Below are 14,722 nucleotides of genomic sequence, written 5' to 3'. Positions count from 1 at the left end.
GTCGGCCGGCCCGGTGACGGCGCTCGGTCGGGCCCGGCCGTGCTCCCCTCGTGCGTGCCGGGCCGGGCGCGGTGGGGGCCGCTGCCCGGCGACCGGTCAGGCGAGGGGGCTCACGTCCGGACGCCCGGGCGGCTCAGCCCTTGACGGGCTTGCCGCGGCCCCACGCCCAGGCGAGGCGGTCGGCGCCCGACTGGTTGGTGGTCGCCAGCCAGGGACGGGCGGTGGTGCCGGTGAGGGTCTGCAGCGAGTACGTGTCGTCGGTGCGCAGACCCGGCCAGTACACGGAGCCCATCTTCAGCTCGCGGAAGGTGTCGGTGACGGCCTGGACGTAGTTGACGAAGTTGTTGTCCGGCGTCTTCACGTTGTAGTCCAGGCCGGTGGTCATCGGGGCCCCGAACTCGTCCGCGACGGTCCGGTTCGCGCAGTCGCCGATGCGCACCTTCAGGTCGGCCACCCACTGGTCGTAGGTCGCGTAGTCCTTCCAGAACCCGTAGTGGTGCAGGGAGAGGTACGTGCCCTTCAGACGTGGGTCGGCGCAGACCGTGGTGACGTGGTCGTTGTAGCCGGCGCCGCTGACGAACACCCGGTTGCGCGGGACCTTCGCGTACGTCGACAGCCACTTGGCCGCGATGTCGGCCCACTCGGTGTCGGTGTAGCCGTGCGGCTCGTTCATCGGCTCGAAGTAGACGTGCCGGTCGTTCTTGTACGCCTTGACGACGGTGTCCCACATCGGCCAGTACGTGGCCGTGTCGTCGATGAAGCCGTCCTTCTGGGCGCCGGTGCCCTCCCAGTAGGAGAGGATGACCTTGAAGCCCTGGTCCGAGGCCGCGTCGATGACCCCGCGGTAGGACTTCCAGTAGGCGCCGTCGACCGTGTACGGGTTGATGGGCAGCCGCACGGTGTTGGCGCCGAGGTTCGCGCGGAAGGCCGCGATGATCCGGGTCGCCTTCGCGTAGGTCTGCCGGTAGGTGTCCGTGGTCGACAGGCCGGACAGCTGGAGAAGGTCGTCGGCGAAGTTGTCGCGCGGGTCTGCCCAGTTCACGCCCTTGAACTGGGTCGTGTCGGTGGTCGGTGCGGCGCCGGAGGAGGCGGCGGCCGGGCTGCCGGCCAGGGTCGTGCCGGTGACGGCGGCGACGGCGACCGCGACGAGGGCGGCGCGCAGGCGGGGGGTGCGGGAGGCTCTGGTGGGGGTCTTGCGCATGGGGTGCCCTTTCAGGAGAGGCGGCTCGGCGCTGGGGGACGCGCGGGCTGGGCGGCGGCCGCCACGCGATGTTTGCGTAAACATCAACGTCCCGGGTGGCTGATGTTTGCGTAAACATGGCGGCGCCGGAATCGTGGCACCCGGCGATGTGATCGTCAAGGTTTCGGGCCGGTAACGTCCGGGGCGCCGGTGGCGGGTGGTGCGGGGCGCGGCGAGTGGCCCGACTGTCCCGCGGGCCGGTCCCGCCGCGTCGACGCGGCGGGACGCCCGGCGACCGGGTCCGGCCGACCTGTTCCGGTGCCGAGGGGTTCAGGGGCTCAGGGTTCGGCGGTTCGGTGGTCCGTGTTTCCGCGTGGTTCGGCCGGGCCGGTTCTCGGCAGTGCGAAACGCGTCATGAATTCATGCGCTCTTCCGGCGTGGCGGCGACCGTCGACCGTTGATTTCCGGTGGGATTCCGGGCGGGAAAGCCATTGCGGCGGACCTGGCGGAAAAGGAGCGTCCGGACGGTTCCGTTTGTGAAGCATGTTGAAATCTGTTGGCTTCGGTGCCGGCCCCGTGGAAGCATTCGGAAAGATCAATTGCTCGTACCGAGAAGGGAATCGTCTGTGCCTTTCAAGCCGTCCCGTCCCGCCGTCGTCGCGGCGTCCACGCTGTCCGTCCTGCTGCTGACAACGGTCGGTGTGCACGCGGAAGAGCCAGCTCAGGCAGGTGCGGCGCCCGACCTCTCGGTCTCCAGAGTGATGCGGCACCTGGACGCGCTCCAGCGGATCTCCGACGCGAACAGCGGAAACCGCGCCCATGGCACGGCCGGCTATCAGGCCTCCGTGGATTATGTGAAGAAAAAGCTGGACGCCGCCGGATTCACCACTTCGCTCCAGGAATTCGAGTTCGGTGGAAAGAAGAGCTGGAATCTGATCGCCGACTGGCCCAGGGGCGGTCAGTCCGGAAAAGTCCTCATGGTCGGGGCGCACCTCGACTCGGTGGACACAAGCCCCGGAATCAACGACAACGGCTCCAGCGTGGCCGCGATCCTGGAGACCGCGCTGACGGTTTCCGCGAAGAACATCACCCCTTCCCAGCACCTCCGGTTCGGCTTCTGGGGCACGGAGGAGGAGACCTACATCGGGTCCACCCACTACGTGAACACCCTGCCGGCGGCCGAACTGTCGAAGATCACCGCCTATCTGAACTTCGACATGATCGGCTCACCGAACCCCGGCTACTTCGTCTATGACCAGAGCCCGGAGGTGGCCCGGCACTTCGACCGGTACTTCGCCGCCAAGGGGATCCCCACCGAGCCCGCGACCGCCCTCAACGGCCGCAGCGACCACGAGCCGTTTCTGGCCAAGGGTGTCGCGGTGGGCGGAATCTTCACCGGATCCGCCGAGATCAAGACCCCGGAGCAGGCCGCGAAGTGGGGCGGCACCGCAGGTGAGGCCATGGACAAGTGCTACCACCAGGCCTGCGACACCCCCGCCAACATCGACAGGCGGGCCCTGGACGTCAACAGTGACGCCGTCGCCGCGATGGTGTGGAAGCTGGGCGTGCGCGGCTAGGGCTGTGGACGGAAAGGTTCACCGGAAAGCTCGCGGCGTCCGGTGCGGTGCATCGCAAGGCGGAGCATCACCCGCGTACCGGATGTACTCGGGTGGTGCGACAACGTTGCGAGGTGCCGTGCCGTGCCGGGCGTCGCGAGCCGGTGAACCTTTCCGGTCGCAGCACTGGGGCGTGTCCGACGATTCGCGTCGCGCGCCCGGCGGGAATCGTCAGACGCGCCCCGGGACCGTGCGGCCGCGAGGGGGCGGGACATCCGGCGCCCGCCGGGTGTCCCGCCCCCTCGGCTCTCAGGTCCGTCGGCGGTTCCGGGGGCGGGCGGCCAGCCGGGCCAGCCGCTCCCGGTCGACCTTGCCGGTGGGGCCGACCGGCAGGGCCGGCAGGACGAGCACATGCTCCGGAAGCATGTAGCTGGGCAGGTTCTGCGCGAGGTGGCGGCGGACGAACCCGCCGCCCGACGAGGGCTCCGAGCCCCCCACGGCCACGGCCGCCACGATCTGCGGGCCCTCGTCGCCCCGCAGTGTGGTGACCGCGCAGTCCACCACGCCCGGCACCTGGCGCAGGGCGGCCAGCACCTCGCCCAGCTCGATCCGGTAGCCGCGGACCTTGACCTGGTCGTCCCGGCGGCCCCGGAACTCCAGGTTGCCGTCGGCCATCCAGCGCGCCCGGTCGCCCGAGGCGTACATGGACTCGTCCGTCAGACCGCTCACCGTGTCGGCCGTGAACTTCGCGGCCGTCAGCTCCGGATCGCCGACATAGCCGTCGGCCACCACCACGCCCGCGATGTGGAGATCGCCCTCGACCCCGATCGGACACGGCTTGCGGTCGCCGTCCAGGACGTAGTAGCGGGCGTTCTGGATCGGCTTGCCGTACGGGACGCTCGTCCAGGCCGGGTCGATCTCGCCGACGTCGAAGTGGTTGGACCAGATCGTCGCCTCGGTCGCGCCGCCCAGCGCCACGACGTGGGCCCGCGGGAAGCGGGCCCGGACCCGGCCGGGCAGGGCCAGCGGTACCCAGTCGCCGCTGAGGAAGACCAGCCGCAGGCTCGGCACCGGACCGCCGTCCGCCGTCGCGGCCGCCGCACCCGTCCCGTCCGTCGTGCCCGTCCCGTCCACCGCACCCGGCCCGTCCGGCCCGTCGGCGAAGGACATCACCATGCCGAGCGCGGCGGGCGCCGAGTCCCAGAAGGTGATCGGCTCGCGCAGCATGATGTCCAGCAGCCGTTCGCCGTCGGACAGTTCGGCGGCGGGGACCACGCGCAGACTGGCGCCCGCCGCGAGGACACCGAGCAGGTCGTAGACCGACAGGTCGAAGGTGAGCGCGGTGACCCACAGCAGACAGTCGTCCGGACCCACCGCGTAGGTCTCGTTCACCCACTGGATGACGTTGACGGCACTGCGGTGGCGCACCGACACGCCCTTCGGCACGCCGGTGGAGCCCGAGGTGAAGATGACGTACGCGGTGTCGTCGGCGCCGGGACCGGTCGGCAGCGGCAGGGCGCGGGCCTCCTCGACATCGCTCCAGGCGCTGATCACCGGCGTGAACGGGGTGGCCGTGTCCTGCGGCGCCAGGCGCAGGACGACGTCGTACCGGTCCCGCAGGACCGCCGGCCATTCGTCCCCACCGCGCCGGTGGATCTCCGCCCGTACGGGCAGGCCGAGTTGGGCCGCGAGCTGCCCGAACCACTCGGCGGGCACCCGCAGATGACCGGAGTCGGGTCCCTCGCCCGGCTCCGCGAGATCGGCGAGGTCCGCGAGGACCACCGCCCCGCCCGGCGTCAGGGCGCCCACGGCGTCCCGCAGCACGGACCGCAGGTACTCGAACCCGGGGAAGAACTGGGCGACGCTCGCCAGCAGCACGACGTCCGCGCTCGCCGGGGCCACCACCCGGCCGAGGTCGGCGGCCGCGGCCCGCACGAAGCGTGCCCCCTCGCCGGCCTCCCGCGCCGCCCGCTCCAGGGCGACGGCCGACACGTCGACGCCCGTGTAACCGGCCACCCGGTCCCGCAGCGCACCCGCGATCAGACCGGCACCGCAGCCCACCTCGACGACCCGGGGCCGCTCCACCGCCGCAGCCGCCGACAGCACCAGGTCCCGCACGTGCGAGACATAGGTGTCGATCTGCGCGGCGGAGATCCCGTCGCCGGGATGGCGGTTGAAGCCCGACGCCCGGGCCAGGTCCTCGTCCTCGGCGACGGTGTCCCACAGCAGGCCGACCGTCTCCGTGTCCAGCGGGTCCGGGGCGGCGGCCGCGAGATCCGTGCAGACCAGCCGCACACCGGAGCCCGCGAGCCGGCCGGCCTCCTCCGCGCGGCGTGCCAGCGCGTGGCCGGTGACGAGCCACCCGATGCCCGACTGGCGCAGCGGCGCCGCGATCCGGGCGGCGGGCCAGCGGGCGTCCAGCGGCACATAGGCGGCGCCGGTGCGCAGCACCCCGACGACCGCCAGCACGCTGTCCCACGAGTTCTCGTGCAGGATGCCGACGAACGCGCCCCGGCCCACCCCGTGACCGGCGAGGAACCGGGCGAGCAGGCCCGAGTCGGCCCACAGCTCGGCGTACGTCCTGACCTCCCCCTCGCCGAGTCGGACGGCGGGAGCGTCGGGGGACTCCCGGACGCGCCGCTCGATCAGGTCGATCATGCTCACCTGGTCCTCGAACGGCCGCGCCGTGTCGTTCCACTCGGCCGGCGGCGGCTCCCAGGACTCCGTGGGCCGCACCGCCGACTGTTCGGCCGATCGCACCGCCGACCGTCCCGTCGGCTGTTCCGCCGGTGGCTCCGCCGGCCGGTCTGCCCTCTGCTCTGTCATCTGCTCTGCCCTCCTTCGGCGGTTCACGGACGCGCGGGCGGGGGTCAGATCACTCGGCCGTACTTGGGGTTGTCGCGGTGGATGACCCGCTCCCGGATGCGCAGTTCACCCTCCTCGCGCACCATCTGGTCCTCGACGCTGGAGGAGGAGAAGAAGTGCACCTCGTCCTGCGTGTTCGTCTGGGTCACCAGCGAGTAGTAGGTGACGCGCAGGCCGTCGCCCTCGGTCTGCTCGATCAGGAAGTGGTCGAACCAGTGCCGGGTGACGAGCCCCTCGTACATCGGGAGCATGCTCTTCATCTTGGCGCGCATCGCCTCGCGCCCCTCCACCTTCTCGCCGCGGTGCGGGTGGGCGACCGAGCCGTCCTCGGTGAAGGTCGCGGTGAAGCGCTCGATGTCCAGGTCGTCCAGGACGCGCATCTGGCGGGCGTAGAAGTTCTTGACCTCGATGTAGAGGTCGGCGGTGACGGACATGCGTGCTCCTCGGTAAGGAAAAGGAAACTGATGAGTGGTCAGTGGTCAGTGGTCAGTGGTCAGTGGTCAGTGGTTCATTGGCTCGGTGTCACTGGTCCGGTGTCAGTGGCCCGGTGTCAGTGGGCCGGGGCTTCCTCGAGGACGAGGAAGGCGTTGGTGCCACCCACGCCGGCCGACATCAGGCCGGCCGTGCGTGGGCGGCCGTTCGTGGGCCAGGGGCGGCCTTCGGGGAGGATGCCGAAGCGTTCGCCGCGCCCGGTGAACTCCTCGATGGGGACCTCGGTGTTCGGGGTCGCGGGCAGGAAGCCGCGGTCGATCGCGAGGCACGTCTTGATCAGGGCCGCCATACCGGCGGCGGTGTCGCAGTGGCCGACGGAGGCCTTCACCGAGCCGACCGCCACCGGCGGCCCGTCGGTGCCGAGGGCCTCGATCAGGGCGGTGGCCTCGATCTGGTCGTTCAGGGGGATGCCGACGCCGTGCGTCTCGACGTAGTCGACGTCCGCCCCGGTCAGCCCCGCCGCCTCCAGCGCCCGGCGCACCGCGCGGACCTTGCCGTCGACACCGGGGATGACGAAACCGGGCTTGGCCCGTCCGTCGTTGGTGACGGCACCGCCCCGGATGACGGCGTAGACCAGATCGCCGTCGCGCAGGGCGTCGTCCAGCCGGCGCAGCAGGACGGCCCCGGAGCCGTCGCCGGGCACCACGCCGTTGTGACGGCGGTCGAAGGGACGCACGATGCCCTCCGTGGAATAGATGCTGCGCGGGGTCCGCAGATAGGAGCCGTCGGCGTCCTCCTGGATCGCCACCGCCCCGGCCAGCGCGTAGTCGCAGGCGTGCGACCGCAGGCTCTGGCAGGCGAGCTGGACGGCCACCGTGGAGGTGGCGCACGCCGAGTCCAGCATCAACGACTCGCCCCACAGGTCCTGCAGATAGGAGAAGTAGGGCCCGGCGAACGTCGGGTCGACCTGCACCACGTCGTCGAAGGCGGCCCGCGGCACGTGTTTGGTGCGGGCGCAGCCTGCGTAGACGGCGGTCCGGTCGGCGATCGCCGAGAGCCTCACCCCGGCGTCCTCCGCCGCCTGCCACAGCGACTCCTGGAGGATGCCGTGCTGCGGGTCCAGTCCCTCGACGCCGACGAGTGTGTGGTCGTAGGTGTCCCGGTGCGGGGCGATCCCCCACGAGTGGACCCGCAGCCGGTCCTCGCCCAGGTCCTCCACGACCGGGACCTGCTCCCGCCGGAAGCAGTCCCGGCCCGCCACGAGGTTGTCCCAGAACGCCCCCACGTCGGGCGCCCGGGCGAAGCGGCCGCCGACGCCGATGACGGCCACCGGGGCCGAGTGCTTGGCGAGTTCCGACATGCCTGTCCTCCCGTCAGCCGAAAGTGAGCGCGATCTTGACGACGTCGTCCTGCCGGTTGTGCGCGAGGTCGAAGGCGTCGGCGATGTTCTTGATGTCGAAGGTGTGGGTGATGTGGTCGTCGACCCGGATCGAGCCGTCCCCGATCAACTCCAGCGCGGTCCGGAAGGAGGGGAGCCCGGGTTCCAGCTGGGCGCCGCCCACCGCGGTGATCAACTGCGCCTGGCGGACGAAGAGATGGGCGTACGGGATGCGCATGTCGTAGTCCTCGGGCATGCCGAAGAAGCCCAGCCGGCCGTGCTGCCCGACCATCCGCATCGCGTGCTCGCGCGCTCCGTCGGTGCCGGCCGCCTCCACGACCAGGTCGGCGCCCTTGCCGCCGGTGGCCTCCATGACGACCTCCTCGGCGCTCTGCCCGGGCACGTGCACGGTCGCGTCCGCGCCGAGGGAACGGGCCACCGCCAGCCGCCCCGGCTCCAGGTCGACGGCGACGACCTTCTCGAACCCGCGGTGCTTGAGCAGCTGCTGGAACAGCAGCCCCGCCGAGCCGACACCGACGACGGCCGCCGTCGATCCCTGCGGCACCGGCTCCGGCCAGAACCGGTTCAGCGCGAAGACGACGGTCCCGAGCTGCTGCGCCATCAGCTGGACGGTCGGCGCCCCGGTGCCCTTCACCGGCAGCAGGAACCGGTCGGCGATCGTCTGGTAGCGGGCGAACGACGCCATGTAGGCGTGGTTGGGCACGGTGAGCACCAGGTCGCCCGGCGAGAAGCGGGCCGACCGGCTCTCGACGACCTCCCCGACACCCTCGTGCCCGGGGTAGCCCGCCGGACAGGGGTAGGGGTGGTCGCGCATGTCCCGGAAGAAGGGGGACTCGGCGCGCACCCGGTGCACATCGCTGCCGCAGATGGCGGCCACGGTGTTGCGGACGAGCACCTCGCCGTCGGCCGGCTCCCGGAAGGCGACCTCCGCCACCTCCAGGCGCCCGGGTTCGACGAGAACGGCGGCTTCGCCACGTACGTACGGCATGCGGGCCTTCCTTCAGGAATGTGCGGAGAGCGGGGGCGCGGAAGACGCCCATGACAGGGGGTGGCCGGGCAGACGCAGCCGACGGGCCGGGCCGGCCGGCGTCAGCCGCACCTCGGCGCCCTGGCACCACAGGGCCGCGAGGGCCGTCAGCAGGGACGACTCGTCGGGGTCCTCGGCCGCGAGGTCGAGGACGGCCACCTCGCCGAGCCGGTCGCAGGCCGCGCGGAGCAGCTTGGCCGGCTCGGCCTCGGCCGACAGGTGCTGTTCCTGCGGGGCGGGCCCGTCGGGGAACAGCGGCCCCAGCGCGGTGGACCACAACAGGGCGGGACGGCGGGGTACGGGAACGCGCGCGCCCGTCCCGTCGGCGACGAGCCGTACGCCTTCCTCGGCCGTGAGCGCGCCGCTCACCACCGCGGCCGAGAACCGACCCGTGCCCACGCCGTACACGGCCGCCGGGGTCACGCCCCGTTCGGCGAACCGGCCGGCCAGGCGCAGCTGGCGGGTGAGCGGTCCGGCGTCCCGGCCGGTGTCCTCCGGCGGGCCGTCCGCGAAGGCGAACACCACGGCCGGGGGTGAACCGGGGGCGGCGGGCGTCGCGGTGTGCGGGGCGCGCAGCGCGCGCACCGCCTCGGCCAGGTCGGACGCCACGACGGCACACCGGTGACCGAAGTGCCGACGGCCGACCTCCAGCGTGTGGGCCACGTCCGCCAGTGCCAGGTCGGGGTGCGCCTCCAGATGGGCGGCCAGCCGCTCGCGGGCGACGAGCAGGGCGTCCGCGGTGGCGGCGGAGAGGGCGACGATCCGCGGACCCGGAGCCGACGCCGGCGCGGTGCCGGCCGGCCTCGACGGCGCGCCCTCGAGGGGGCGTCGGGGCACGGCGGCGGCCGGGGCCGCCGCCGTCCCGCCCAGGGGACGGTGGGCCGTGGCGATCAGACGGGCCTGCTCGCGGACCGTGACATGGCGCAGCAGGTCGATGACCGGGATGTCGGCGCCGGTCGCCAGCCGAAGCTGCTCCCGCAGTTTCACCAGCAGCAGCGAGTGGCCGCCGGCGTCGAAGAAGTTGCGGTCCGGCCCGAAGCCGTCGTGCTCCAGCACCGCCCGCCAGGCGGCCCGCACACCTTCTGTCACGGAGGCCGCGGGGGTCGTGGAGTCCGCGGAGTTCGCGGAGGCGAGGGAAGGAAGAGAGGGAGCGGAAGCAGCCGAAGCAGCGGAAGCCACCGAGGCTGCTTGGGGGGCGAGGGCCGGAGCGGGGTCGGGCCGAGCGGTCCCGGTCGCCTGCTCCGGGTCCGGCAGCCGGCGCCGGTCGATCTTGCCGGTCGGGGTGAGCGGCAGCTCCCCGACCAGCAGCAGATGGCTGGGTACGGCGAAGGCGGGCAGCCGCAGCCTGGCGTGCCGGCCGAGCTCGTCGGCGTCCGTGCCGGGCGCGGCCACCGCGTAGGCGACGATCTCCTTCTCGCCGCGCCGGTTGACGCGCGTCGTGACGAAGACCGACTCGACGGCCGGGTGCGCGTCCAGCACCGCCTCCACCTCGCCGAGTTCGACGCGCTGGCTGCGGATCTTGACCTGGTTGTCGTTGCGGCCGATGAACTCCAGCAGGCCGTCGGGACGCCAGCGAACCCGGTCGCCGGTCCGGTACAGGCGGGTCGGGCCGTCGGTGACGAAACGGTCCGCCGTCATCCCGGGCGCGTTCAGATAGCCGTCGGCCAACCCCGCGCCGCCGAGCAGGAGTTCGCCCGGAACCCCGCGCGGCACCGGACGGGTGCCGCCTTCCTGCACGACCCGAACCTCGGTGCCGGGGACCGGCCGGCCGATGGGGACCGTCCTGGCGTTCGGCGCGAGGTCGGTGATCGGGAACCAGGTCGAGGTGAAGGAGTTCTCGGTGGGGCCGTAGCTGTGCAGCAGGACGCCCGGCCGGGACCAGCGCAGCGCACGCCGCATGTGCCGTACGGAGATCAGCTCGCCACCGAAGTACACCCGCCGCAGCGACTGGAGCAGGTCCGGGGCGTCCTCGATGATCCGGTTGAGCAGCGGTGTCGTCACGAGCAGCGTGGTCACCCCGCGCTCGCGGACCACCGTCCGCATCTCACGGGGGCTGAGCACCAGGTGCTTGTCGAGGACGACCAGTTGCGCGCCGTGCGTGAGGGCGCCCCAGATCTCGTAGCTGGCGCCGTCGAAGTTGAGCGGGCACAGCTGCGCGACGACGTCCGTCTCGTCCAGTGGGAGGAAGTCGGGCCGCAGGAAGAGCCGGGCCAGCCCGCGGTGCGGCAGGACGACCCCCTTGGGCCGGCCGGTGGTGCCGGAGGTGTAGAGCACGCAGAGGGTCGCGGTGTCGTCGTACGCGATCTCGGGGGCGGACCGGCCGCGGGCCCGCGCGAGCGCCTCGGCGACCGGAACGGCGGTGCCCTCCGGCACGTCGAGGGTCTGTCCGCAGTCCGGGTCGACGACGAGGACCGCGGGACGGGCGTCGTCCACGATCAGCTGGAGCTGGGCCTGCGGATAGGCGGGGTCGAGGGGGAGGTAGGCGGCGCCGGCCAGGGCGGACGCCAGCCAGAACACCGGGGTCTCGACGCCGGGGGCGAGCAGCAGTGCCACGGTGTCGCCGGGCCCGACACCCCGGTCGCGCAGCCAGCCGGCCACCTCGCCCGCGCGGCCGGCCAGTTCGCCGTACCCGAGGGTGCGCTCGCCGTGGCGTACGGCGACGGCGTCCGGGCGGGTGGCCGCGTGCCGCAGGACCAGCTCGGGGATGCTCGGTGCCGGTGACGCGACGGGCGCGCCGTGCGCGGCGACCTCGGACAGGCCCGGGTCGCAGGCGGCGAGCAGTTCGCCGCAGGTGCTCTCCGGGGCGGCCACGGCGCGGGCCAGCAGCTCGCGGAGTTCCTCGGCGAAGAGCGCGGCGGTGGCCGGGAGGTAGCGGGCGGTGTCGTAGTAGACGCACAGCCGGGTGCCGGCCGAGCCTTCCAGCACGTTGACCGAGAACTCGTACTTGGTCGTCTCGTCCGGGTGGTCGAAGCGGCGGACGGTCACCTCTCCGGCCTGCCACTCGTCCTCGTAGGCGGGGGTGTACATGAACACCGTCCGCTCGACGCCCGGCCCGTTCGCCTGCGCGCTGCGGATCGCCCGCAGCCGCCGCACCGGGAGGTGGGCGTGTTCCATCGCGTCGAGCATCTGCTCGCGCAGCCGGGCCGCCACCTCCAGGAAGCGGTCGTCGAGGGACGTCCGGTCACGCATCGGCAGCGCCCGGCTGAACAGGTCGACCCGCTCGGCGTCGGCGTACCGGCGGCCGGCGAAGACCATGCCGAAGGTGCCCTCGGACTCCCCGGCCCACGCGTGCAGCAGTACCGACCAGGCGGCGAGCAGCACGACGGCGGGGGAGCCGCGTTCGGCGGCGGCCAGCGCCTGGACGCCCGCGTGCACCTCGGCGGGCAGGAGCACCTCCACCCGGCCGGAGGGACCGGGGAAACCGTCCTCCGGCACCAGGTCGTGCGGGGGTGCGAGGGAGGCGGGGGCGTCGCGCAGGACGGAGGCCCAGTACTTTTCGGCGTCGGCGTCGGCGTCGGCGTCGGCGTCGAGATCGGCGTCGGTGTCGGGATCGCCCATGGCGTCGGCCTCCGCACCGGCGGCGTCACCGGCACCCGTCACGGCGGCGGCACCGGCCTCCGCACCTGCGGCGGCACCGGCGCCCGTGCCGGTCCCGGCATCGATGTCGGCATCGATGTCGGACGACGTATGCGGAGCCGGGGCCGGGCCGCCCGTCGTCCGGGCCCGGTACGCCGTCACCAGGTCCTCGGCGAGGATCCGGCTGGACCAGCCGTCGGAGACGATGTGGTGCATCGTGACGGCGAGCAGCGCGCCGCCCTCCCCGGCCAGCAGCGTCGCCCGCAGCAGCGGCGCGGTGGCCAGGTCGAACGGCGCGCGGCCGGCGACGACCGCGCGGGCGAGTGCCTGCGCACGGTCGTAGCGGCCGGGGAGCCGGTCGGTGACGAACGCCATCGGCGGGCCGGTCTCGGCGGTGCGCCACAACTCGCCGCCCTCGGTGGCGAAGGCGCAGCGCAGGGCCGGGTGGGCGGTCAGCACGTCGCCGAGCGCGGCACGCAGCGCCGGTATGTCGACGGTCGGGGTGAACTCCAGGTCGATGGTGACGTTGTAGCGGTCGGACTCCGGTTCGCGCTGGCAGGCGAGCCAGACGTCCATCTGCTCGGAGGAGGCGGGTTCCCTCACTGCGGGACCGCCAGGTGCTCGCCGGCGGCGCCCGTACGCAGGGTGCGCACCAGGTTGGCCACCGTGCGCACCGAGTGGAAGTGGAGCGGGGTGAACTCGGCGTCCGTGATGGCCACGCCGAAGCGCTGCTCGCACTGGGCGCGCAGCTCCACGAAGCCGAGGGAGTCCAGGCCGAGCACGTCCTGGAGGCCGTCGTCGTCCCCGATGCGTTCGGTGGGCACGTCCAGGAAGAGGTCCTCGACGAGGATCTCCTTGAGGGTCGCTTCCAGCGTTTCGTCCAGTGTCTCGCCCGAACCGACTGTCATGACGTTTCTCCCTTGCGGTAGGTGGATCGGTGCGACGCGGGAACTTCCGCCTGCCGCTCCCGCTCCGCGGCCCTGCGCGCCAGTTCGGTCAGCGCGGGGACGGCCACGTGGTGGTCCTGGGCGCGGCGCAGCACCGGCTCGGTGAGCGCGGCGAGTTCGGTCGGCCGGACCCCGGCGGCGACGTCCCGGTGCAGGGAGGTGTCGGTCCGGCCGGGCAGGGTGTCCAGGGTGTGCAGCAGGTTCCGGTCGTCGACGGCGACGGTGTCCGCGGCGGCTACGGCGCAGGCTTCCCGGGCGGCGTCGCGCAGCAGGGCGGACAGCTCGGGCCGTCGGCGGACGATGCCGAGGGGGCCGTCGGCCGCGGTGGTGGCCAGCGCCAACGGCAGCAGGAGAACCAGCTTGCGCCACAGGACGCTCGCCGGATCCCGCTCCGGGGTACAGCCGAGGCCCGCGTCGGTGAGGACCTCGGCAAGCCCGCCGAGCCGCCGGCCACCGGTGCCGGCGCCCCTCTCGCGACCGCCCCCGGCTCGGTCGCGGTCTTCGGGACCACCCCCGGCTCGGTCGCGGTCTTCGGGACCGCCCCCGGCGCGGTCGCGGTCTTCGGGACCGCCCCCGGCGCGGTCGCCGTCGGTGGTCGCGAGGCTGACCTCCGCGTACAGGGAGTTCCAGGTGACCCGGCCGGGCGCGGTGCGTTCCGCCTCGATGAGGATCGCGCCGACGAGCTGGCGGGGCCCGAACCTGGTCCGCAGCGATCGCGGGTGGTCGAGTCCGTTGAGCAGGGGGACGACCGAGTCCGGGGTCAGCCGTGGGGCGACCCGGGCCAGGGCCGCGTCCAGCGCCGGCGCCTTCACCGTCACCCACAGGACGTCGACCGGCTCCTCGAGCCGCTCCACCGCGCGTGCCTCGACCGCGAGGTCGCCGTGCAGTTTGCTGTGGACGTCGATCACGCCGCGGTAGCGGGCCCGTGAGGACTCCCGCATCACCAGCACGACCTCGTGGCCGGCCCGGGCCAGTGCCGCTCCGAGGGCGAGCCCGACTCCCCCGGCGCCCAGAATCGCATGCCTCAACACGCTTCCTTGATGCATCTCGTGACGAATGCCGCTGCCCGTACAGCGGTGCGCGCACAGGTGTACGCACAGGTGTGCGCCGTGCGGCGGGCAGCGGTAGACAACACCGTGTGAATGATGGAGAAAGGCCGGCTACGGCCTTTGAGAGATCAGGCGGCCACGGGTCAGGTGGTCACCGATCCAGGATCATCGGAGTTCGAAAAGGACTCTGACGGAATATGGAACCGGTTGGTCGACCGGTTCTGTCTCCCCCGTTGCGGCGTACATCATTCCCCCTGTCACGCCGATTGATGTCGGCCTCGAACGCAACCCTTGAAATACTGCGTTCACAATCGCCTCGTCGACCGTAGAGGTGCCGAGTTTCGGCCGTCAACCCGCTTTTCGGCCAACCGGATGGCCGATGCAAGCGAATGAGAGGGCGGGTTTACACCCAGCGTTGAAGTGTTGGCCAGAGGTGATCCCGGCGCAGGCTGGCCGACTTTCGCCCCTTGACTGGCTCGATGGCCGCTGCCTACTCTCCGATATCGGCGATCTGTCGCCAGGGTGAGTAATCACCACAGGGACGAACCGGTTTGACCGACCGGTGGAGCGTCCGTTTCTACGGGGGAAAACAATTGAAGTTCGACCTTGCCCCGCCCATGTGCGGGGCCGTTCCACGGCTGCTCCGCATCCGGGGCGATCGACCGTGATCCGTCATGACACGGGGGAATCC

The 14,722-nt window shown here is 72.4% G+C and carries 9 protein-coding genes; 1 reads left to right on the top strand and 8 read right to left on the bottom strand.

What is annotated here, in order from left to right; all coding sequences use genetic code 11:
* Positions 1 to 133: 133 nt before the first annotated feature.
* Positions 134 to 1,201, bottom strand: a complete 1,068-nt coding sequence (locus ASD48_RS03885; protein ID WP_057599921.1) for a cellulase family glycosylhydrolase — start codon at positions 1,199 to 1,201, stop codon at positions 134 to 136.
* A 605-nt stretch (positions 1,202 to 1,806) separates the two neighbouring features.
* On the opposite strand from ASD48_RS03885, the gene ASD48_RS03880 reads away from it, so the two are divergent.
* Entirely contained in the window at positions 1,807 to 2,757 is a 951-nt protein-coding gene (locus ASD48_RS03880) for a M28 family metallopeptidase (protein WP_057599920.1), read from the top strand.
* 288 nt (positions 2,758 to 3,045) lie between these two features.
* Here the strand turns inward: ASD48_RS03880 and ASD48_RS03875 are convergent, their stop codons facing one another.
* From ASD48_RS03875 to ASD48_RS03845, 7 genes are all read right to left on the bottom strand, one after another.
* Positions 3,046 to 5,562, bottom strand: coding sequence for an AMP-binding protein (locus tag ASD48_RS03875; protein WP_079073591.1), 2,517 nt, complete (start codon positions 5,560 to 5,562; stop codon positions 3,046 to 3,048).
* Positions 5,563 to 5,606: 44 nt separating this feature from the next.
* Positions 5,607 to 6,035, bottom strand: coding sequence for a nuclear transport factor 2 family protein (locus ASD48_RS03870; protein ID WP_057599918.1), 429 nt, complete (start codon positions 6,033 to 6,035; stop codon positions 5,607 to 5,609).
* A 116-nt stretch (positions 6,036 to 6,151) separates the two neighbouring features.
* Entirely contained in the window at positions 6,152 to 7,393 is a 1,242-nt protein-coding gene (locus ASD48_RS03865; RefSeq protein WP_057599917.1) for a polyketide synthase, read from the bottom strand.
* A 13-nt stretch (positions 7,394 to 7,406) separates the two neighbouring features.
* Positions 7,407 to 8,420, bottom strand: a complete 1,014-nt coding sequence (locus ASD48_RS03860) for a zinc-binding dehydrogenase (protein ID WP_057599916.1) — start codon at positions 8,418 to 8,420, stop codon at positions 7,407 to 7,409.
* A 12-nt stretch (positions 8,421 to 8,432) separates the two neighbouring features.
* Positions 8,433 to 12,638 (bottom strand): non-ribosomal peptide synthetase, encoded by a 4,206-nt coding sequence (locus tag ASD48_RS03855; protein ID WP_157880597.1) that lies wholly within the window; start codon positions 12,636 to 12,638, stop codon positions 8,433 to 8,435.
* Positions 12,635 to 12,943 (bottom strand): acyl carrier protein, encoded by a 309-nt coding sequence (locus tag ASD48_RS03850; RefSeq protein WP_079073590.1) that lies wholly within the window; start codon positions 12,941 to 12,943, stop codon positions 12,635 to 12,637. Before ASD48_RS03850 ends, ASD48_RS03855 begins: the two co-directional genes overlap by 4 nt.
* Positions 12,940 to 14,010 carry a 2-dehydropantoate 2-reductase gene (locus ASD48_RS03845; RefSeq protein ID WP_057599914.1) on the bottom strand — a complete coding sequence of 357 codons (1,071 nt, stop codon included), beginning with the start codon at positions 14,008 to 14,010 and terminating at the stop codon, positions 12,940 to 12,942. Before ASD48_RS03845 ends, ASD48_RS03850 begins: the two co-directional genes overlap by 4 nt.
* Positions 14,011 to 14,722 lie beyond the last annotated feature (712 nt).

Source organism: Streptomyces sp. Root1310 (assembly GCF_001426425.1).
GTDB lineage: Bacteria > Actinomycetota > Actinomycetes > Streptomycetales > Streptomycetaceae > Streptomyces.
Note: the sequence above shows the minus strand (reverse complement) of the source record. Positions and strands in the feature narration are given on the sequence as shown.